Source organism: Citrobacter freundii complex sp. CFNIH9 (genome assembly GCF_002903305.1).
Classification (GTDB): domain Bacteria; phylum Pseudomonadota; class Gammaproteobacteria; order Enterobacterales; family Enterobacteriaceae; genus Citrobacter; species Citrobacter portucalensis.
On the sequence record NZ_CP026238.1, the window covers coordinates 2,692,000 to 2,712,398 of the forward strand.

Below are 20,399 nucleotides of genomic sequence, written 5' to 3' on the forward strand. Positions count from 1 at the left end.
TTCAAAAGGATTTTTAAATTTATGACAACCTTCTACACCGTGGTGAGTTGGCTGGTCATTCTGGGTTACTGGGTACTCATTGCTGGCGTAACGTTACGCATTCTGATGAAGCGACGCGCAGTGCCCTCCGCAATGGCCTGGCTGTTGATCATCTACATTCTGCCATTGGTAGGAATTATTGCTTATCTGTCCTTTGGTGAACTTCACCTGGGCAAGCGACGTGCCGAACGCGCCCGGGCGATGTGGCCTTCAACCGCCAAATGGCTGAACGACCTCAAGGCCTGCAAGCATATTTTTGCCCAGGAAAACAGCAGCGTCGCCTCTTCGTTATTTAAACTGTGCGAGCGTCGTCAGGGTATAGCTGGCGTAAAGGGAAACCAGCTGCAGTTGCTCACCAGTTCAGATGACGTGATGCAGGCGCTGATCCGTGATATTCAGCTGGCACGCCACAACATCGAAATGGTGTTCTACATATGGCAGCCAGGCGGTATGGCCGATCAGGTAGCCGAGTCGTTAATGGCTGCCGCGAGGCGTGGCATTCACTGTCGCCTGATGCTGGACTCCGCAGGCAGCGTGGCGTTCTTCCGCAGCCCTTGGGCAGCGATGATGCGTAACGCAGGTATCGAGGTTGTAGAAGCGCTGAAGGTGAACCTGATGCGTGTATTTTTACGCCGTATGGACCTGCGTCAGCACCGCAAAATGATCATGATCGATAACTACATTGCTTATACCGGCAGCATGAACATGGTCGACCCGCGTTTCTTCAAACAAGATGCGGGCGTCGGGCAATGGGTTGATTTAATGGCGAGAATGGAAGGTCCTGTCGCCACTGCTATGGGCATTGTCTATTCCTGCGACTGGGAAATTGAGACCGGAAAGCGCATTTTGCCTCCGCCACCGGACGTCAATATCATGCCGTTTGAGCAGGCCAGCGGCCACACCATTCACACTATCGCCTCAGGTCCTGGTTTCCCTGAAGATTTGATTCATCAGGCGCTGCTAACCGCTGCTTATTCAGCGCGTGAATATTTAATTATGACCACCCCCTACTTCGTCCCCAGCGACGACCTGTTGCACGCGATCTGCACGGCGGCGCAGCGTGGGGTTGACGTCAGTATCATTCTTCCACGTAAAAATGACTCCCTGCTGGTTGGCTGGGCAAGTCGGGCCTTTTTCACCGAGCTGCTGGCGGCTGGCGTTAAAATTTATCAGTTCGAAGGTGGCTTGCTGCACACCAAGAGCGTACTGGTCGATGGCGAGCTGAGCCTAGTCGGTACGGTTAACCTGGATATGCGCAGTCTGTGGCTCAATTTTGAAATCACGCTGGTCATTGATGATGCCGGATTCGGTGGCGATCTCGCGGCAGTGCAGGATGATTATATTTCGCGTTCCCGCCTGCTTGATGCCCGTTTGTGGGTAAAACGACCACTCTGGCAGCGGATAGCAGAGCGACTGTTTTACTTCTTTAGTCCGTTGCTGTAAAACGTGCCCATCAGACAGTAAACAGGTAGTCATTATGGATATGGATTTGAACAATCGCCTGACCGAAGACGAAACGCTTGAGCAGGCTTATGACATTTTTCTCGAACTGGCTGCGGACAATCTGGATCCAGCCGACATCATTCTGTTCAATTTGCAGTTTGAAGAGCGTGGCGGTGCCGAGTTGTTCGATCCGGCAGAAGACTGGCAGGAGCATGTTGATTTTGACCTGAACCCTGACTTCTTTGCCGAGGTGGTGATTGGTCTGGCAGATACAGAAGACGGCGAGATTAACGATATTTTCGCGCGCGTTTTATTATGTCGCGAAAAAGATCATAAGCTCTGCCATATTCTCTGGCGCGAATAATCAAACAAAAAAGCTGCTCTCGCAGCTTTTTTCATTTTTAACCCGGCAGTTTACTTCCACAGCGGTTACAAAATTGCGCACTATGTTCGTGCTGCGCCTGCTGGCACTGCGGACATTTTCGTTGGTGCCCGCGCTGCTGGAACGCACTGCTCATGTGCGTGGTAATCAATCCCGTCGGTATTGCAATCACCGAGTAACCAATCAGGATAAGCACAGACGCCACCATGCGCCCCAACGGTGTGTGCGGCGTGATATCACCATAGCCGACGGTGGTTACAGTAACAATCGCCCAATACACCGACGCATTCAGCGTAGTAAACCCATATTTTGGCCCTTCAATCAGATACATCATCGCGCCAAAAACCACCATCAGGATGGCGATAAAGGAATAGAACAGCATCAGCTGATGTCGGGCGCTTTTTAACGCATTCCAGAACACCCGTAGAGAAGGCATAAAGCGCAGCAGCTTGAGAATACGCAGGACGCGCAGGACACGCATCGCTCGCCAGGCGAAAACATAGCTCAGGCTGATTTCCGGCCATAGCCACATCACATACAGAGGCAGAATGGTGGCAAGGTCAATTATCCCCCAGAAGCTGAACACATATTTAGCAGGGTTAGCCCAGCAACATAAGCGCAGAAGATATTCGAGGGTGAAGACCAGAGTAATAAAGATCTCCAGCCAGACAAAAACGCGCCATTCCTCAAAGGTTAAATGGTATTGCGTCCCTACTCCGGACTCAATGAAGATAACGATAACGCTGAGCAAGGCAAATAGCGCACACATACCTTCAAAGCGACGCCCTGAACGGGTGTTTAAATCAAATAATTTGCGATAGAGCGCACGGCGGACAGAAGAGACTAAACCTGGCACAGATACCTCACCAAAAAAAGGGCTGACCTTTGTCAGCCCTCAGGATTATAGCGGGTCTACTTTCAGGCAGGAAACTGCATGTCGGAAACTTCCTTCCAGAACCGGGCGCGTTTTTGCGCATTCCGGTCCAGCTATCGGACAGCGCGTACGGAACACGCAACCGGAAGGAGGATTAATCGGGGACGGTAATTCGCCTTCCAACAACTGGATAACCTTGTTCCTTTCCTGATCCGGATCGGGGATCGGCACCGCAGACATCAGCGCTTTGGTATAAGGATGCAGCGGGTTATGGTACACCTCGTCATAAGTCCCTAATTCCACCGCATGTCCGAGATACATAACCAGCACACGGTCGGAGATGTGTTTAACCACCGCGAGGTCGTGGGCAATGAAGATTAGCGATAATCCCATTTCGCGCTGAAGCTGTTGCAGCAGATTAACCACCTGGGCCTGGATTGATACGTCCAGCGCCGAAACTGGTTCATCGCAGATAATTAACTTCGGTTCGAGGATCAGCGCGCGGGCAATACCGATACGCTGACACTGGCCACCGGAAAACTCATGTGGGTAGCGGTTAATCAGGTTGGGCAGTAATCCTACCTTCATCATCATCGCCTTCACACGGTCGCGGACTTCCTGACCAGGAAGATTCGGATGATAAGTTCGCAGCGGTTCGGCAATGATTTCACCAATGGTCATGCGCGGGTTTAACGATGCCAGCGGATCCTGGAAAATCATCTGGATATCGCTGCGCACTTCCCGCCACTCATCGGGTTTCATGCCCAGTAAATCTTTACCCAGCCAGGCAACCTTTCCATCGGTGGCCTTCACCAGGCCGATAATCGCACGGGCAAAGGTCGATTTCCCGCAGCCTGATTCACCGACCACGCCCAGGGTTTCGCCCTCATACAGTCGCAGGGTTACGCCATCAACCGCCTTCAGGGTTTTAGACGGTTGCCAGAACCACTGTTTGCCATCTTTAATATCGAAATGGACTTTAAGGTCGGCAATCTCAAGGAGCACTTTACGTTGTTCGGTCACCGTATTCATACCAGTTCCTCCACCGGCTTAAAGCAGGCACGCAGACGGCCTGGGCTAAATTCCTCCAGTGGCGGAGCACTGCTACAGATTTCCATCGCATGCGGGCAACGCGGCTGGAATGGACAACCTTTTGGTAGACGCAGTAAGTTCGGTGGGTTGCCAGGGATAGTGAGCATCTCTTCCCCTTCGGCATCCAGACGAGGTACGGCATTTAGCAAACCAATCGAATACGGATGAACGGGTTTATAAAAGACATCCCGCGCACTGCCGTATTCCATAGTACGTCCGGCATACATCACCAGGACTTTATCGCAAATACCGGCAACAACCCCCAGATCGTGGGTGATCATGATAATCGCGGTGTTGAATTCACTTTTCAGTTCATTCAGCAGCGTCATAATTTGCGCCTGTACCGTCACATCGAGCGCAGTGGTTGGTTCATCGGCAATCAGTAATTTGGGCCTGCACAGCAGCGCCATGGCGATCATTACGCGCTGACGCATACCACCAGAGAATTCATGAGGATACATTTTCATACGCTTACGCGCTTCCGGCATTTTCACCGCATCCAGCATTCTGACCGACTCTTCAAAAGCTTCCGCTTTGCTCATGCCTTTATGCAGCATCAGAACTTCCATCAACTGCTCCCCGACCCGCATGTACGGGTTGAGAGACGTCATCGGGTCCTGGAAAATCATCGAGATTTGCTCGGCGCGCAGTTTGTTCAGCTCACGTTCCGGTAAATTCAGAATTTCACGCCCGTTGAACGTTGCGGAGCCCCCGATACGACCATTCGCCGCCAGCAGCCCCATCAGGGCAAAGGCCGTCTGCGATTTACCCGAACCGGATTCACCGACAATACCCAACGTTTCTCCGGCTCGCAGAGAAAAGTTTAAATCGTTGACCGCAGTTACATCGCCGTCGGGGGTAGCAAACGTCACGCGCAAATCTTTTACGTTCAGCAGTGCGTTAGCCTGTTGTTGCGCGAGCGGCGCGGTTGAGGTTTCAATTACGCTCATGGCTGCACTCCTTAACGGTCTTTCGGGTCGAGGGCATCACGCAGGCCATCGCCAATAAAGTTAAAACAGAACAAAGTGACCACCAGGAAACCAGCCGGGAACAGCAGCAGCCATGGTGAGACTTCCATCGAGTTGGCACCATCACTGAGCAGCGCGCCCCAGCTACTTAACGGCTCCTGCGTACCTAGTCCCAAAAAGCTCAGGAAGGATTCAAACAGGATCATGCTCGGCACCAGCAATGAAGCGTAAACCACCACCACACCCAGCACGTTCGGCACAATATGGCGGATAACGATACGCACGGTAGACACCCCACCCACTTGCGCCGCTTCAATAAACTCTTTGCGCTTGAGACTCAGCGTTTGTCCACGCACGATACGCGCCATATCCAGCCAGGAGACCATCCCGATAGCGACAAAAATCAGCAGGATATTTTGCCCAAAGAAGGTGACCAGCAGGATCACGAAGAACATGAACGGGAAGGAGTTGAGGATTTCCAGCAGACGCATCATCACCGAGTCAATTTTTCCGCCGAGGTAGCCCGACAGAGAACCGTACAGCGTACCAACAACCACCGCGACTAACGCCGCCGCAATGCCGACCATCAGCGAAATGCGCCCGCCAATTGCCACGCGCACCAACAGGTCTCGTCCCGAAGAGTCAGTACCGAAATAGTGGCCTGATTCCGTATCCGGCGCGCTGGACATCATGCCCCAGTCGGTATCGAAGTAGGTAAACTGCGACAGCATCGGTGCCAGCGTCACGAACAGCGCAATAATTACCAGCACCACCAGGCTTGCTACCGCCGCGCGGTTATGCATAAAGCGTCGACGCGCGTCCTGCCACAGGCTGCGGCCTTCGACCTCCAGCTTTTCACTGAAATTCTCCAGCGCCTCGCTGTTTTTCTTACTTAACATCATAGCGAGCTCCAGTATCAGTAACGAATTTTCGGGTCGATAACGGCATACAGCACATCGACAATCGCGTTAAACACGATGGTCAGCGTACCCACCAGTATGGTCAAACTAAGAACCAGCGAATAGTCGCGGTTTAACGCCCCATTGACGAACAACTGGCCAATACCCGGCAAACCATAAATGGTTTCAATAACCATCGAACCGGTGATAATGCCGACAAATGCCGGTCCCATATAGGACAACACTGGCAACAGCGCAGGTTTCAACGCATGGCGGAAAATAATCCGCCGCATCGGCAGCCCTTTAGCGCGTGCGGTACGAATAAAGTTAGAGTGCAGTACTTCAATCATCGAACCGCGAGTAATACGGGCGATACTGGCGATGTAGGCCAGTGACAAGGCTACCATCGGCAGGATCATAAATTTCAGCGCCCCGCCGTTCCAGCCCCCGCCGGGTAGCCATTTCAAGGTTATGGCAAATATCATGACCAATAAGGGAGCGACCACGAAACTGGGGATAACCACCCCGGTCATTGCCACCCCCATCACCGTATAGTCCCAACGTGTATTTTGCTTCAGCGCGGCTATCACTCCGGCGCTAACACCGACGAGCACCGCCAGAATAAAGGCTGCCGCACCCAGCTTCGCAGAAACCGGGAAGCTCGAGGCAACGAGGTCGTTAACCGTGTAGTCTTTATATTTAAAGGATGGTCCAAAATCGCCGTGCGCCAGCTGTTTCAGATAGCTGAAATACTGTGTGGAGATGGGATCGTTGAGATGATATTTCGCTTCAATATTCGCCAGCACTTCTGGCGGCAATGCGCGTTCCCCGGTGAATGGACTACCCGGCGCAAGGCGCATCATAAAGAATGAAATCGTAATAAGAATAAACAGCGTCGGAATCGCTTCCAGACAGCGACGTAATATAAATTTTAACATTGCCCGTACCTTCTGGCGTGTGCCTTTATACCCGTCATACTTCAAGCTGCAAGTGCGTTGGCTTTACTCGCTCACGCCAGTCACTTACTTAAGTAAGCTCCTGGCGATTCGCTGCGTTGCCGCCTTCCTGCAACGTGAATTATTTAGGGTATACCTCTCTTTGTCTAAAGAGGTATATATAGTTCGAAGAAAAAGACACTGTGGGGCAACATGATTGCCCCACGTCTTGCCATTAATGCTTGATAATATACAAGTCTTTAACGTGGATATTATCCATCGGGTCTTTACCGGAGTATCCGCCAACCCATGGTTTCACCAGGCGGGCGTTAACATAGTAATAAACCGGTACAATCGCAGAATCTTTATCCAGCTGCTGTTCCGCTTTCGAATACAGTTCGCTGCGCTGCGCTTCATCCGTCACTTTCAGCGTATCCGCAATCAGCTTATCAAATGCCGGGCTCTTATAGTGGACGGTATTATTGGAGCTGTCGGACAGCACCATATTCAGGAAGGACGTCGGTTCGTTATAGTCCGCACACCAGCCCGCACGTGAAACATCATAGTTGCCCTGATGGCGCGTATCGAGGAACGTTTTCCATTCCTGGTTTTCCAGCTTCACATTAGCACCCAGATTTTTCTTCCAGATAGATGCCGCGGCAATAGCCAGCTTCTTATGCAGGTCTGAGGTGTTATACAGCAGATCAAAGGTCAGCGGTTTCTCAGCGGTATATCCGGCCTCAGCCAGCAGTTTCTTCGCTTCTTCATTACGTTTTTCCTGAGACCACTTGAACCACTCTGGCTCAACCAGTTTCGCACCATCGGTGTATGGAGGAGTAAAGCTATATGCTGGCAGGTCACCCTGGTTTTTCACTTTATTGACGATAATGTCACGATCCAACGCCAGCTTCAGGGCGGTACGAACACGAACATCGTTGAACGGTGCTTTCTGGTTGTTGATTTCGTAATAATAGGTGCACAGATACGGGTCAACGTGGACTTCGTTCGGGATCTCTTTTTTCAGTTTCTGGAATAACTCAATCGGCATGTTGTTATAGGTCATGTCGATTTCACCGCTGCGATAGCGGTTTACGTCAGTCACTTCAGAAGAAATAGGCAGGTAGGTTACCTGGTTAATAACCGTTTTGGCGTTGTCCCAATAGTTGGTATTACGCTCAAGCACAATGCGCTCGTTCACAACCCAGTCTTTCAGTTTATACGCACCGTTAGTAACAATGTTAGCGGGCTGGGTCCACTTCTCGCCAAATTTTTCAACAGCCGCTCTGGGAACCGGTGAAACGGAAGAGTGCACAAGCAGTTTGTAGAAATAAGGAACGGGTTCGCTGAGGGTAACTTCAAAAGTATGATCGTCGAGAGCTTTTACGCCCAGATCGGTGACCGGTTTTTTACCGGCGATAATATCATCAATGTTGACAATATGACCGTACTGCAAATAACTGGCATACGGTGATGCAGTATTTGGATTAGCCAAACGTTGCCAGCTATACACGAAATCTTGCGCAGTAACAGGCGTGCCGTCAGACCATTTAGCATCTTTACGCAGATGGAATGTCCAGACTTTAAAATCTTTATTTTCCCATTTTTCAGCCACGCCAGGCGATGGTTTGCCATCGACATCACTGATTAATAAACCTTCAAACAGGTCACGGTTAATGTTGGATTCAGGTACACCTTCGATTTTATAGGGATCGAGTGATTGCACTTCCGAACCGTTATTACGCACCAGAGTCTGCTTTTCAGCAAGCTGCACACCCGCTGGCACTACTGCCGCCGTGGCAACATTTCCTGCGACTAGCGCAGTTAAGATCCCCGCAGCTACTAAACTTTTTTTAGTGATGTTAGTCATTGTGTTGTACTCCCTCATTATTATGGCTGGTTTTTTAACCAGACTGTTAATCCTGTTAGGATCCCTGTACGGCACCGGAGATTTTCTGCCGTCAGGTGGTTTATTGTTTTACTGCTTGCTATCACCGACTTTATTTATTCTGGCGATTCGTATGACCGCCTTGCGTCGATTCTCTACGTGCCTCCCCTGCCGGAAACACGCTATTACCCTGTTGAGAGAAACTAACTGCAAATGATTCTCATCAACGTGAATTCTTCTGCATAATACTTGGCCGGAAAGTATCAAATGCGTTTCTTAACCGCCAATACATTTTACAAATTTGTTAACCAATTCTCTTTTATTGGAAATAAATCTCACTTAAAAAGTCTTACGAATGAAGATTTATTATGGGAAGTTCACAAAAATCAATGCATTATGTCGACCATGGTGTTAACCATCCTTTCCTAAGTCAACGCCATGTCAAAATGCACATAAATTTAACAATTGGTTATTAATTAGCACATTCATCTGAAATAAAGGCTGAAATAACTAATAACATTTCGATAATCCTTCAGCAAGCCCCAGAGTATGATGTTAATAAAATAACAGCAGTATCGGTCTTCGCCGGGCGTACTGGGACGTGTTATATCTTTAGAATCAATGGCTAACAGGAGAGTTAATCATCAGCATTTTTTATTATTGCTCTGCTGATTTTCAACTTTAGTGAGAAGTTTTACTGATAATGAAATGAAACGGAGCCGGACACGACTCCGTTTGCACAGAAGAGAGGTTTCAGGCCAGCAAACCAGGGAAAATGGATTTGATGCCTGTAACGATAAATTCGATACCCAAAGCCATTAACAGCAGCCCCATAATACGCGTAATGACGTTGATACCGGTTTGGCCCAACAGGCGCACTAACCATGGTGCCATGCGGAACAGCCCCCAGCAGCACAGGGCAAACAACGCAATCGCTACAAAAAAGCCAAACAGGTTAATCGCACTATGATATCGCGTACCCCAGACAATAGTTGAGCTTATCGCACCCGGTCCCGCCATCAACGGCAATGCCAACGGTACAACGCCGATACTTTCACGGATTGCGGTTTCTGATTTTTCCTGTTTGTTTTGTTTATCTTCCCCTAGTTTTCCGCTAATCATTGACATCGCGATAGTCACAACCAGAATACCGCCAGCGATCCTGAACGAGTCAATTGAGATGCCGAAAAGTTGCAGAATACCATCACCAAGAAACAGCGAAGTCCACAGGATGATTGCGACCGAAAGGTTTGCCGTGAGGTTGGTTTTGTTTCGTGCTGCGGCAGTTTGATAGCTGGTCATACTGATAAAGACGGGGATGATCCCTACCGGGTTGACCAACGCAAATAACCCAATGAAAAATTTAAAATAGACAGGAAAATCAAATAGCGTTTGGATCACGGTTAGCTCCGAAGCGTTAGCCGGATAAAATGAGTCATAAAATTGATAAAATCCGCGCTGAAGATACGCCTTTTGTCAGCATACTTCACCTTCTATCTTCGTATATCAATGTAAATACGCTATCAATACTCAGTGTTATTAATATGTATTAAATATGCTAATGTTATTAGCATTCATTACGTCAATTTATTAACACTTAACGAGAAACGCTAAAAGGGCCTGCTGAAAGGTGTCAGCTTTGCGAATTTTTGATCCAGATCACGCAATTACTACTCAGAAGTGAGTAATCTTGCTTACGCCACCTGGAGGTAACGCGTTAGAGTTAACTGGCGCTAGCGTATAAGCTCTTTTAGTAAATCAAAGTAAAGTGGACGTTAATTAACCGTTTGATTTTCAAACCATTACACAAATTTTCGTCGGTCTGTCTATACTCTCGTATCGAGCAGATGATTTACTAAAAAAGTTTAACATTATCAGGAGAGCATCATGGCTGTTACTAATGTCGCTGAACTTAACGCACTTGTAGAGCGCGTAAAAAAAGCCCAGCGTGAATATGCCAGTTTCACTCAAGAACAGGTTGACAAAATCTTCCGTGCCGCCGCTCTGGCTGCCGCAGACGCTCGAATTCCTCTCGCGAAAATGGCCGTTGCCGAATCCGGCATGGGTATTGTCGAAGATAAAGTGATTAAAAACCACTTCGCTTCTGAATACATTTACAACGCTTACAAAGATGAAAAAACCTGTGGTGTGCTGTCTGAAGACGACACTTTTGGTACCATTACCATTGCTGAACCGATTGGTATCATCTGCGGTATCGTTCCAACCACTAACCCGACTTCGACTGCAATCTTCAAATCACTGATCAGCCTGAAGACCCGTAACGCCATCATCTTCTCTCCGCATCCGCGCGCAAAAGATGCAACTAACAAAGCAGCTGACATCGTTCTGCAAGCAGCAATCGCTGCTGGCGCACCGAAAGATCTGATCGGCTGGATCGATCAACCTTCCGTTGAACTGTCTAACGCGCTGATGCACCACCCGGACATCAACCTGATCCTTGCGACCGGTGGTCCAGGCATGGTTAAAGCGGCATACAGCTCCGGTAAACCGGCTATCGGCGTAGGCGCAGGTAACACCCCTGTTGTTATCGACGAAACCGCTGATATCAAACGTGCTGTTGCATCTGTTCTGATGTCTAAAACCTTCGATAACGGCGTAATCTGTGCTTCTGAGCAGTCTGTCGTCGTGGTTGACTCTGTATATGATGCAGTACGTGAGCGTTTTGCGACTCACGGCGGCTACATGCTGCAGGGCAAAGAGTTGAAAGCAGTTCAGGACGTTATCCTGAAAAATGGCGCGCTGAACGCAGCTATCGTTGGTCAGCCGGCATATAAGATTGCTGAACTGGCAGGCTTCTCCGTACCAGAAACCACTAAGATTCTGATCGGTGAAGTGAAGGTTGTCGACGAAAGCGAACCGTTTGCTCACGAGAAACTGTCTCCGACGCTGGCAATGTACCGTGCGAAGGACTTCGAAGACGCAGTCATCAAAGCTGAAAAACTGGTTGCGATGGGCGGTATCGGTCATACCTCTTGCCTGTACACTGACCAGGACAACCAGCCAGAGCGTGTTGCTTACTTCGGCCAGATGATGAAAACCGCACGTATCCTGATCAACACCCCGGCTTCTCAGGGTGGTATCGGTGACCTGTACAACTTCAAACTCGCACCTTCCCTGACTCTGGGTTGTGGTTCCTGGGGTGGTAACTCCATCTCTGAAAACGTTGGTCCTAAGCACCTGATCAACAAGAAAACCGTTGCTAAGCGAGCTGAAAACATGTTGTGGCACAAACTTCCGAAATCTATCTACTTCCGTCGTGGCTCTCTGCCAATCGCACTGGATGAAGTGATTACCGATGGTCACAAACGTGCGCTGATCGTGACCGACCGCTTCCTGTTCAACAACGGTTATGCAGACCAGATCACCTCCGTTCTGAAAGCTGCTGGCGTTGAAACCGAAGTGTTCTTTGAAGTTGAAGCTGACCCGACTCTGACCGTTGTTCGCAAAGGTGCTGAGCTGGCTAACTCCTTCAAACCAGACGTAATCATCGCACTGGGTGGTGGTTCCCCGATGGACGCCGCGAAAATCATGTGGGTTATGTACGAGCACCCAGAAACTCACTTCGAAGAACTGGCACTGCGCTTTATGGACATCCGTAAACGTATCTACAAGTTCCCGAAAATGGGCGTAAAAGCGAAGATGGTTGCAGTTACCACCACTTCCGGTACCGGTTCTGAAGTGACTCCGTTTGCGGTCGTTACCGACGATGCAACTGGGCAGAAATACCCGCTGGCAGACTACGCGCTGACTCCGGATATGGCGATTGTTGACGCCAACCTGGTTATGGATATGCCGAAGTCACTGTGTGCGTTCGGTGGTCTGGATGCCGTCACTCACGCTCTGGAAGCTTACGTTTCAGTACTGGCTTCTGAGTTCTCTGACGGTCAGGCTCTGCAAGCGCTGAAATTGCTGAAAGAAAACCTGCCAGCGTCTTTCCATGAAGGTTCTAAGAACCCGGTAGCGCGTGAGCGTGTACACAGTGCAGCAACTATCGCCGGTATCGCGTTTGCTAACGCCTTCCTGGGTGTATGTCACTCAATGGCGCACAAACTGGGTTCTCAGTTCCACATTCCTCACGGTCTGGCGAACGCCCTGCTGATCAGCAACGTTATTCGTTATAACGCGAACGACAACCCGACTAAACAGACTGCATTCAGCCAGTACGACCGTCCGCAGGCACGCCGTCGCTACGCTGAAATCGCAGACCATCTGGGTCTGAGCGCACCGGGTGACCGTACTGCCGCGAAAATCCAGAAACTGCTGGGCTGGTTGGAAGAAATCAAAGCTGAACTGGGTATTCCTAAGTCTATCCGTGAAGCTGGCGTTCAGGAAGCTGACTTCCTGGCACACGTGGACAAACTGTCTGAAGATGCGTTTGACGACCAGTGTACTGGCGCTAACCCACGTTATCCGCTGATTTCTGAACTGAAACAGATCCTGCTGGATACCTACTACGGTCGTGAGTATAGCGAAGGTCAGACCGCCGCTAAGACTGAAGCAGTAGCTGCACCGAAAGCAGAAAAGAAAGCGAAGAAATCCGCTTAATTTGCTCAGATAAGTTTTAGCTTCATCATAAACGGTCCCAATTGGGGCCGTTTTTTCGTCTTGTGTTATGAAAATCGGGGAATACACAATTTAACCATGTGAATAGAATGGCAGTGTAAGAGATGTATTCAGGAAGATGTGAGACCAGCCGTCAGAAAAGAGTCTGACAGGGTAGAGAACATTGACGAAGGTTCCGGCCTACCCTGTGTTTATAAGCGCTCAGAAGAGTACAGGGTTAATCGTGGCTGTGTCGTTCTTGTATCGCCGTCAGAGAGCCCTCAGACTGCGCTTGTTTGTAGTGTTTACGACATACCGACACATAGCGTTCATTCCCGCCGATAACCACCTGCTCGCCCTCGTTATAAGGTCTTCCAGCCTGATCAAGGCGTAATACCATGCTGGCCTTACGGCCACAGAAACAAATGGTCTTTAATTCAACCAGTTTATCTGACCAGGCAAGCAGGTATTCGCTGCCACCAAATAACTCGCCACGAAAATCAGTGCGTAAGCCGTAACACAAAACAGGAATATCCAGTTGATCGACAACTTCAGATAATTCATAAACCTGTTGTCGGGTCAGAAACTGAGACTCATCGACCAGTACACAGTGAATTCTTTGCTGCGCATTCTCAGCGCGAATCTCTTCGAACAATGATGAATTTTGGTTAAACAATTTTGCAGGTGACGACAGACCTATACGTGAACTTACTTTTCCAGCACCAAAACGGTCATCAATTTCCGCTGTATATACAACGGCACGCATCCCACGTTCCTGATAATTGTACGAAGATTGCAACAATGCAGTCGACTTACCTGCGTTCATTGCAGAATAGTAAAAATATAGTTGTGCCATTGACCGAAGGCCCTCACCAGGGGAAATAAATATGGGCTGGATTGTATCATATTTCACGAACATGTCGGTGTAGCGTTGGCCACAAAGGCGTATAAATGAGCGGGCAAGCTCGCACAGTGCCGCCTGAATTTAAGTAACGGATAGTGAGAGAGCATACAACCATCGACCAAACAGCCTGAGCTCGGACGCGTATATACACACTCTTTCACAAATAGTGCTCATGAAATTTATCAATGTCACTTATCATCATACGGCAATAAAGAAACCCTTCCCATATTGTTATTGAATCTACCCACTGTCGCCATGTATTAGCGAATTCACGTAAGCAAAACTAATACAAAAGGTTGAAATCACTGCAAAGAGATACTATTTGTACACCATAAAATGTGACCTGAATCTTGAATTTTTACTCTCAGCCGCTGAGAAGCCCCCTCGCCAATAAGCCTTTTTTATGCCCAACATCATGGGGAATTTAAGACAGGAGAATTAATTCTGATACTAAATAAAGCGCAATTTTGAATTCCTTACATTCCTGGCTATTGCACAACTGAATTTATCGCTCTATTATTAGCTCAACAAACCACCCCAATATAAGTTTGAGATTACTACAATGAGCGAAGCACTTAAAATTCTGAACAACATCCGTACTCTTCGTGCGCAGGCAAGAGAATGCACTCTGGAAACGCTTGAAGAAATGCTGGAAAAATTAGAAGTTGTAGTTAGCGAGCGTCGCGAAGAAGAAAGCGCTGCTGCTGCTGAAGTTGAAGAACGTACTCGTAAACTGCAACAATATCGTGAAATGCTGATCGCTGACGGCATTGATCCGAACGAATTGCTGAATAGCATGGCTGCTGTTAAATCTGGCACTAAAGCTAAACGCGCTGCACGTCCGGCTAAATATAGCTATGTTGACGAAAACGGTGAAACTAAAACCTGGACTGGCCAGGGTCGTACACCGGCAGTGATCAAAAAAGCGATGGAAGAACAAGGTAAACAACTGGACGATTTCCTGATCAAGGAATAATTCAGAAATAGTTTGCTTAAAATCCCGCCAGTGGCGGGATTTTTTTTACCGGTACTTCGCTCAACCCTACCCGGATTAGGTATAAAAAAACGGCACTGTTAATACAGCGCCGTTCTGACCAGATAATACCAGAAGGTTACTTCTTAATACCCATCTCGTCTTCCAGCCAGGCTTTAAATTCGGCGCCGAGAGTATTATGGCGAATACCATATTCAACGAACGCCTGCATATAGCCCAGTTTATTACCACAGTCATGGCTTTTGCCCTTCATGTGATAAGCTTCAACCGTCTCTTTTTCAATCAGCATATCGATAGCATCTGTCAGCTGAATTTCATCACCCGCTCCCGGAGGGGTTTTAGCCAGCAGAGGCCAGATATCGGCACTAAGAACGTAACGACCCACAACGGCCAGATTAGAAGGCGCAACATCAGCTTTTGGTTTTTCAACCACGCCAACCATCGGAACGCTTTCGCCCGGGGATAATTCAACGCCTTTACAATCAACAACGCCATAAGCCGTAACATCTTCTACCGGTTCAACCATAATCTGGCTGCTACCTGTTTCATCAAAACGATGAATCATTTCGGCAAGGTTGTCGCGGGATAAATCAGATTCGTATTCATCAAGAATTACGTCCGGCAGGATTACAGCTACCGGTTCATCGCCAACCACAGGGTGCGCGCACAATACCGCGTGGCCCAGACCTTTAGCCAGCCCCTGACGCACCTGCATAATAGTCACATGTGGCGGACAAATAGATTGCACTTCTTCCAGCAGCTGGCGTTTTACACGTTTTTCCAGCATCGCTTCAAGTTCAAAGCTGGTATCAAAGTGGTTTTCAATGGAATTTTTAGACGAGTGAGTTACAAGTACAATTTCAGTGATGCCCGCAGCAATACATTCGTTTACGACGTACTGAATTAATGGCTTATCAACCAACGGTAGCATCTCTTTCGGGATTGCTTTCGTAGCCGGTAACATCCTGGTTCCTAATCCCGCAACCGGGATAACGGCTTTTTTGACTTTTGAATTAAGGGCAGCCATTTAAAACTCTCCTGGACTGTTCATGTATTGAACGTGTTCATCATTCTGTATCGCATCCGAGTATATCAGTACAGCGACAAGCTTCTGGTCTGAAAAGGACGCGCGTCGGTATAATTAAGATAAATACGAATAAAACTGGCGCCGATAGTAGCACTCACAGCATGGGGAGGGTGAACCAATTTCATTTACACGCCTCTCAATTGTTCATTCTGCAGACAACATCAAGCGCAGGCGACCTCCCGCCCCCCAAATTTGGCATTGCCATGACTCGCAATGTTGGCTCAGCTGATTAAGATACGTATTACCTAAGGTACCCAGCGGAACGCCATTGCTGATTTGCACTTGGTGGGAACCTGTATTTAATGTCGCATTCAGCCCTGCCGATACCAGAATCAGATTTTTTAATCCGCTGTGGTAATACCCCACCAGCAAGGGAAACTGCCCTGGTAAATTGGCTTGCCGCAACAGATGATTTACCTGTTTCAATAACGTACCCAACTCCGGCAACCGTTGATTTTGTTGTGTCAGTTGCTCCTGCAGTAAACCATTAAATAGCGCCCGCAGTAATAATGCAGCCAGCACGCCATTATCCCCTGCACGCGTCACATCAAGGCAATAGAATGCAAGGTCATGATCCGACAGCGGCGCAATATCCAGCACCAGCCCCGGTTGGTCGGCTGCCACCAATTGTCGATAGTTAATGCGACAGTGCGAAATCACTTGCGACACCGGAGGCTGTAATTCTTTTAGCAGCTTCGCGGCGGCGGCAGGATCGTCCACCATCGCATCCCAGTCGCGAAATAGCCGCTCTTCTTCTTCCACGCGTGAATTAAACATGTTGGGATAAAGACATGCAAAGACGGTTTCTCGCAAGCGATTAAGATCTTTCACCGGCTTCAACAGGACGTCATCCACACCGAGTCGTAGCGCTTTGGCTATGTCGGACATGTTTTCCGTCGCAGAAATCACCAGTATTGGGGTCTGATCGCCACGATTGCGTAAATACTCAACCAGTTTGAGACCGTTCATTCTTGGCATAGCCAGGTCGCAGATCATCAGGTCGGGTTTAAAATGCCCAAGCAAGTCCAGTGCTTCAAGTCCGTCACCAGCTACCGCCGTTGTCGCTCCCAAAGAGGAAAACCATGAGTCCATGAGTGAGCGAAATACCGGCTCATCCTCAACGATAAGAATCTGTTTTCCGACCAATGGCTGCGTCATATTCTCCCCCCTGACTGGCTTTAATAAATAGTGGCATGCTATTGCCACTCACGCCTGTCAGAATTAGCTTAAGTGTTGATAAAAAATGCGTTAGACGTTGGTTTTCACCAGGGGTAGAAGCTCATCCATTTTCTTCTCGACCGCTAACTGCCCGGCAGCAATTGCCGCACTGGCGCGGTGAAAATCCAGAGTGGATATTTGTGGACAAAACGGCTGAATCAGAATGTCTGGAGGGTCACCGGCCATGCGGTTACGTTTCAGTCGGTTTTCCAGAACCTGAATAGACGTCGTCATAATCTCCATCGCCGTGGGCGCAGTTACTGCACGCCTGGCAGTAATGTTGCTCAAGCGTTCTTTCAGACGGGCATGCCATGAGAGTTCGTCAGCATCATCACCCGATTCGGCATCGCTATTGACGTTGAAGGAGAGTAAATCTTGTTGCATGAGATGCGCATCGTGTTGCAGGTCGACCGCAATAACAATATCGGCCCCCAACGCGCGAGTCAGGGAGACAGGGACAGGATTCACCACCGCACCATCGACCAGCCAGTAACCATTGTGCGCCACAGGTGACATCAGACCAGGAATACTGCAGGAGGCCCGGACAGCCAGATGTAAATCACCTTCGGTGAACCAAAGTTCCCGACCCGTACTCAGATTGGTGGCCACTGTTGCGAAACGGCGAGTACATTGCTCAATTGCTTCTACCGGCATCACATTACGGTACTGATTGAATACCCGTTCACCGCGCAGTAAACCTCCCCTGCGCCACGAGAGATCCATCAGCCGTAAAACATCCCAATAGCTGAAAGAACAGACCCACTTTTCGAGAGCAGGCAGCTTATTGCAGGCGTAGGCAGCGCCAACCAACGAACCGATGGAGCACCCTGCCACGATATCAACATCAATGCCCATATGCTTAAGGGCTTTAATAACGCCAATATGCGACCAACCTCGCGCCGCGCCGGAACCTAGCGCCAGCCCAATTTTTATTTTTCTCATTATACGTACAAACTTCCCCTGGCTTGCAGACGTAGCAACATCGCTACCGCTCAGTTAACATAGTGCCACTCTGGCGTTTTTACGCCGTTTTTATATTCCAGGGAGTACTTTGTGTCTCAGCTTTGTCCCTGTGGTAGCGCTGTCGAGTATAGCCTATGTTGCTACCGTTATGTGTCCGGCGCGCAAGTAGCACCTACGCCGTCACACCTCATGCGTTCTCGTTACTGTGCTTTTGTGATGAAAGACGCAGATTACCTTATCAGGACCTGGCATCCGGATTGTCATGCGGCCGAGTTTCGCGACGACATTATCGCAGGATTTACTCATACCGAATGGCTTGGACTGACCGTTTTTGAACAAGAAACGGCAGACACAGAAAATATCGGCTACGTCAGTTTTGTCGCACGGTTTTCTGAACAAGGTAAAACAGGTGCAATTATCGAGCGCTCTCGTTTTTTAAAAGAAAACGGTCAGTGGTACTATATAGACGGTACACGCCCTCAAATTGGACGAAACGATACCTGCCCTTGTGGCTCAGGTAAAAAATTTAAAAAGTGCTGCGGCTAATCAACGCCCGACAGTATCAATTTTGCAAACATTCTCAACAGGATCACCGCTGCAAATGCATTCATTACAACGAAAAGTGCTGCGTACTATTTGCCCGGACCAAAAAGGTCTGATCGCGCGCATTACGAATATCTGTTACAAGCATGAACTGAACATCGTGCAGAACAATGAGTTTGTGGACCATCGTACCGGACGCTTTTTTATGCGCACCGAACTGGAGGGCATTTTTAACGACGTCACGCTGCTTGCCGATCTGGACAGCGCCTTACCTGAAGGCTCGATTCGTGAATTAACCCCAGCAGGCCGCCGCCGCATCGTCATTTTGGTCACCAAGGAAGCGCATTGCCTGGGCGATTTATTAATGAAGGCCAATTATGGCGGGCTGGATGTTGAAATCGCCGCGGTGATCGGCAATCACGAGACCTTGCGTCCTCTGGTTGAACGGTTTGATATTCCGTTTGAGCTGGTGAGCCATGAAGGTTTAACACGTGACGAACATGATGAGAAAATGGCTGATGCTATCGACGCCCATCAGCCGGACTATGTCGTGCTGGCTAAATACATGCGCGTTCTGACCCCGACATTTGTTTCACGCTTTCCGAATAAAATTATCAATATTCACCATTCATTCCTGCCAGCATTCATTGGTGCTCGTCCGTACCATCAGGCTTATGAGCGTGGTGTGAAGATCATCGGCGCGACGGCCCACTACGTGAATGATAACCTCGATGAAGGCCCAATCATTATGCAGGACGTGATCCATGTTGATCACACCTACACCGCCGAAGATATGATGCGCGCGGGTCGCGACGTTGAAAAAAATGTATTAAGCCGTGCGCTGTATCAGGTTCTGGCTCAACGCGTCTTTGTTTACGGTAACCGAACGATTATTCTGTAATCGATTGATAAGTTAATTGGTTACCTTTACATCTTTACGTGTAAAAATCAGGCAACCAGTTCTTTTTTATCAACGGAATGCTTTACAGGGGCGCATCATTTGATATGATGCGCCCCGCTTCCAACGGAAGCAGGCCAGTAATTAGCATTACCCCGTGGTGGGGTTCCCGAGCGGCCAAAGGGAGCAGACTGTAAATCTGCCGTCATCGACTTCGAAGGTTCGAATCCTTCCCCCACCACCATCTTCTAGCACTGCCTACAATTTGAATTACCCCTGGTGGGGTTCCCGAGCGGCCAAAGGGAGCAGACTGTAAATCTGCCGTCATCGACTTCGAAGGTTCGAATCCTTCCCCCACCACCATCACTTCATAAAGCAACACACTCAATTCCTCAGCAATGCCTTTTATTTGCCTGATGCGCTATGCTTATCAGGCCTACAAACTCGACATGTGCCCGTAATTTGTCTGCTGCGCTGCACTGCGCTTATCAGGCCTACAAACTCGACATGTGCCCGCAATTTGTCTGCTGCGCTGCGCTTATCAGGCCTACGAACTCGTCACGTGCCCGCAATTTGCCTGATGCGCTGCGCTTATCAGGCCTACGAACTCGACACGTGCCCGCTATTCGTCTGATGCGCTGCACTTATCAGGCCTACGAACTCGACACGTGCCCGCTATTTGCTGCACTTATCAGGCCTACAGCGCTCGCTG

General features: G+C 49.0%; 17 protein-coding genes and 2 tRNA genes. 8 read left to right on the forward strand and 11 right to left on the reverse strand.

Translation table 11 applies throughout. The annotated features are described in order from the left end of the window. Positions 1-21 precede the first annotated feature (21 nt). Positions 22-1,482: a cardiolipin synthase gene (gene cls, locus C2U43_RS13635; protein ID WP_003020687.1), complete on the forward strand. Its 1,461-nt coding sequence runs from the start codon at positions 22-24 to the stop codon at positions 1,480-1,482. Positions 1,483-1,516: 34 nt separating this feature from the next. Further along, a complete protein-coding gene (locus C2U43_RS13640) occupies positions 1,517-1,846 on the forward strand; it encodes an HI1450 family dsDNA-mimic protein (RefSeq protein ID WP_003020691.1) in 330 nt (109 codons plus the stop codon). Positions 1,847-1,883: 37 nt separating this feature from the next. Here the strand turns inward: C2U43_RS13640 and C2U43_RS13645 are convergent, their stop codons facing one another. The 7 genes from C2U43_RS13645 to ychE all read right to left on the reverse strand — a co-directional run bounded on the left by C2U43_RS13645 (position 1,884) and on the right by ychE (position 9,918). Next, entirely contained in the window at positions 1,884-2,720 is an 837-nt protein-coding gene (locus tag C2U43_RS13645) for an ion transporter (protein WP_003833361.1), read from the reverse strand. 45 nt (positions 2,721-2,765) lie between these two features. Continuing rightward, on the reverse strand, positions 2,766-3,770 hold the full coding sequence (oppF, locus tag C2U43_RS13650) for a murein tripeptide/oligopeptide ABC transporter ATP-binding protein OppF (protein WP_008784949.1): 1,005 nt from the start codon (positions 3,768-3,770) through the stop codon (positions 2,766-2,768). Then, positions 3,767-4,780, reverse strand: coding sequence for a murein tripeptide/oligopeptide ABC transporter ATP-binding protein OppD (gene oppD / locus C2U43_RS13655; protein ID WP_003833364.1), 1,014 nt, complete (start codon positions 4,778-4,780; stop codon positions 3,767-3,769). Before oppD ends, oppF begins: the two co-directional genes overlap by 4 nt. Before the next feature lie 11 nt (positions 4,781-4,791). Then, complete coding sequence (gene oppC, locus C2U43_RS13660; RefSeq protein ID WP_003020701.1) at positions 4,792-5,700, reverse strand: oligopeptide ABC transporter permease OppC; 909 nt, start codon at positions 5,698-5,700, stop codon at positions 4,792-4,794. A 14-nt stretch (positions 5,701-5,714) separates the two neighbouring features. Next, positions 5,715-6,635: an oligopeptide ABC transporter permease OppB gene (gene oppB / locus C2U43_RS13665; RefSeq protein WP_003020708.1), complete on the reverse strand. Its 921-nt coding sequence runs from the start codon at positions 6,633-6,635 to the stop codon at positions 5,715-5,717. Between the two features lie 232 nt (positions 6,636-6,867). Beyond that, positions 6,868-8,499, reverse strand: coding sequence for an oligopeptide ABC transporter substrate-binding protein OppA (gene oppA / locus C2U43_RS13675; protein WP_103285307.1), 1,632 nt, complete (start codon positions 8,497-8,499; stop codon positions 6,868-6,870). A 771-nt stretch (positions 8,500-9,270) separates the two neighbouring features. Then, positions 9,271-9,918 carry an NAAT family transporter YchE gene (ychE, locus tag C2U43_RS13690; RefSeq protein WP_003020714.1) on the reverse strand — a complete coding sequence of 216 codons (648 nt, stop codon included), beginning with the start codon at positions 9,916-9,918 and terminating at the stop codon, positions 9,271-9,273. A 486-nt stretch (positions 9,919-10,404) separates the two neighbouring features. On the opposite strand from ychE, the gene adhE reads away from it, so the two are divergent. Next, entirely contained in the window at positions 10,405-13,083 is a 2,679-nt protein-coding gene (gene adhE / locus C2U43_RS13695) for a bifunctional acetaldehyde-CoA/alcohol dehydrogenase (RefSeq protein WP_103285308.1), read from the forward strand. Positions 13,084-13,318: 235 nt separating this feature from the next. On the opposite strand, the gene tdk is transcribed toward adhE, so the two are convergent. Further along, the gene (gene tdk / locus C2U43_RS13700; protein WP_008784954.1) at positions 13,319-13,936 is read right to left on the reverse strand and encodes a thymidine kinase; all 618 of its coding nucleotides are present in this window, start codon (positions 13,934-13,936) and stop codon (positions 13,319-13,321) included. Between the two features lie 610 nt (positions 13,937-14,546). On the opposite strand from tdk, the gene hns reads away from it, so the two are divergent. Beyond that, positions 14,547-14,960, forward strand: a complete 414-nt coding sequence (gene hns / locus C2U43_RS13705) for a histone-like nucleoid-structuring protein H-NS (RefSeq protein WP_003020723.1) — start codon at positions 14,547-14,549, stop codon at positions 14,958-14,960. Between the two features lie 136 nt (positions 14,961-15,096). On the opposite strand, the gene galU is transcribed toward hns, so the two are convergent. The 3 genes from galU to rssA form a co-directional block, all read right to left on the reverse strand. Further along, a complete protein-coding gene (gene galU / locus C2U43_RS13710) occupies positions 15,097-16,005 on the reverse strand; it encodes a UTP--glucose-1-phosphate uridylyltransferase GalU (protein ID WP_003020727.1) in 909 nt (302 codons plus the stop codon). 204 nt (positions 16,006-16,209) lie between these two features. Beyond that, on the reverse strand, positions 16,210-17,223 hold the full coding sequence (gene rssB / locus C2U43_RS13715) for a two-component system response regulator RssB (protein ID WP_032943688.1): 1,014 nt from the start codon (positions 17,221-17,223) through the stop codon (positions 16,210-16,212). 90 nt (positions 17,224-17,313) lie between these two features. Next, on the reverse strand, positions 17,314-18,225 hold the full coding sequence (rssA, locus tag C2U43_RS13720) for a patatin-like phospholipase RssA (protein ID WP_008784956.1): 912 nt from the start codon (positions 18,223-18,225) through the stop codon (positions 17,314-17,316). A 111-nt stretch (positions 18,226-18,336) separates the two neighbouring features. On the opposite strand from rssA, the gene C2U43_RS13725 reads away from it, so the two are divergent. The 4 genes from C2U43_RS13725 (at position 18,337) to C2U43_RS13740 (ending at position 20,050) form a co-directional block, all read left to right on the forward strand. Further along, positions 18,337-18,792 carry a YchJ family protein gene (locus C2U43_RS13725; RefSeq protein ID WP_008784957.1) on the forward strand — a complete coding sequence of 152 codons (456 nt, stop codon included), beginning with the start codon at positions 18,337-18,339 and terminating at the stop codon, positions 18,790-18,792. Positions 18,793-18,847: 55 nt separating this feature from the next. Next, positions 18,848-19,690, forward strand: coding sequence for a formyltetrahydrofolate deformylase (purU, locus tag C2U43_RS13730; protein ID WP_048224038.1), 843 nt, complete (start codon positions 18,848-18,850; stop codon positions 19,688-19,690). Positions 19,691-19,846: 156 nt separating this feature from the next. Further along, positions 19,847-19,931: transfer RNA gene (locus C2U43_RS13735), tRNA-Tyr, on the forward strand. A 34-nt stretch (positions 19,932-19,965) separates the two neighbouring features. Then, positions 19,966-20,050: transfer RNA gene (locus C2U43_RS13740), tRNA-Tyr, on the forward strand. Positions 20,051-20,399: the final 349 nt, after the last annotated feature.

Excerpts from the sequence above, each read along its gene's own strand:
- cls (WP_003020687.1), top strand. The coding sequence starts at position 22 with ATGACAACCTTCTACACCGTGGTGAGTTGGCTGGTCATTCTGGGTTAC.
- C2U43_RS13640 (WP_003020691.1), top strand. The coding sequence starts at position 1,517 with ATGGATATGGATTTGAACAATCGCCTGACCGAAGACGAAACGCTTGAG.
- oppF (WP_008784949.1), bottom strand. The coding sequence starts at position 3,770 with ATGAATACGGTGACCGAACAACGTAAAGTGCTCCTTGAGATTGCCGAC.
- oppD (WP_003833364.1), bottom strand. The coding sequence starts at position 4,780 with ATGAGCGTAATTGAAACCTCAACCGCGCCGCTCGCGCAACAACAGGCT.
- oppC (WP_003020701.1), bottom strand. The coding sequence starts at position 5,700 with ATGATGTTAAGTAAGAAAAACAGCGAGGCGCTGGAGAATTTCAGTGAA.
- oppB (WP_003020708.1), bottom strand. The coding sequence starts at position 6,635 with ATGTTAAAATTTATATTACGTCGCTGTCTGGAAGCGATTCCGACGCTG.
- oppA (WP_103285307.1), bottom strand. The coding sequence starts at position 8,499 with ATGACTAACATCACTAAAAAAAGTTTAGTAGCTGCGGGGATCTTAACT.
- adhE (WP_103285308.1), top strand. The coding sequence starts at position 10,405 with ATGGCTGTTACTAATGTCGCTGAACTTAACGCACTTGTAGAGCGCGTA.
- tdk (WP_008784954.1), bottom strand. The coding sequence starts at position 13,936 with ATGGCACAACTATATTTTTACTATTCTGCAATGAACGCAGGTAAGTCG.
- hns (WP_003020723.1), top strand. The coding sequence starts at position 14,547 with ATGAGCGAAGCACTTAAAATTCTGAACAACATCCGTACTCTTCGTGCG.
- galU (WP_003020727.1), bottom strand. The coding sequence starts at position 16,005 with ATGGCTGCCCTTAATTCAAAAGTCAAAAAAGCCGTTATCCCGGTTGCG.
- rssB (WP_032943688.1), bottom strand. The coding sequence starts at position 17,223 with ATGACGCAGCCATTGGTCGGAAAACAGATTCTTATCGTTGAGGATGAG.
- rssA (WP_008784956.1), bottom strand. The coding sequence starts at position 18,225 with ATGAGAAAAATAAAAATTGGGCTGGCGCTAGGTTCCGGCGCGGCGCGA.
- purU (WP_048224038.1), top strand. The coding sequence starts at position 18,848 with ATGCATTCATTACAACGAAAAGTGCTGCGTACTATTTGCCCGGACCAA.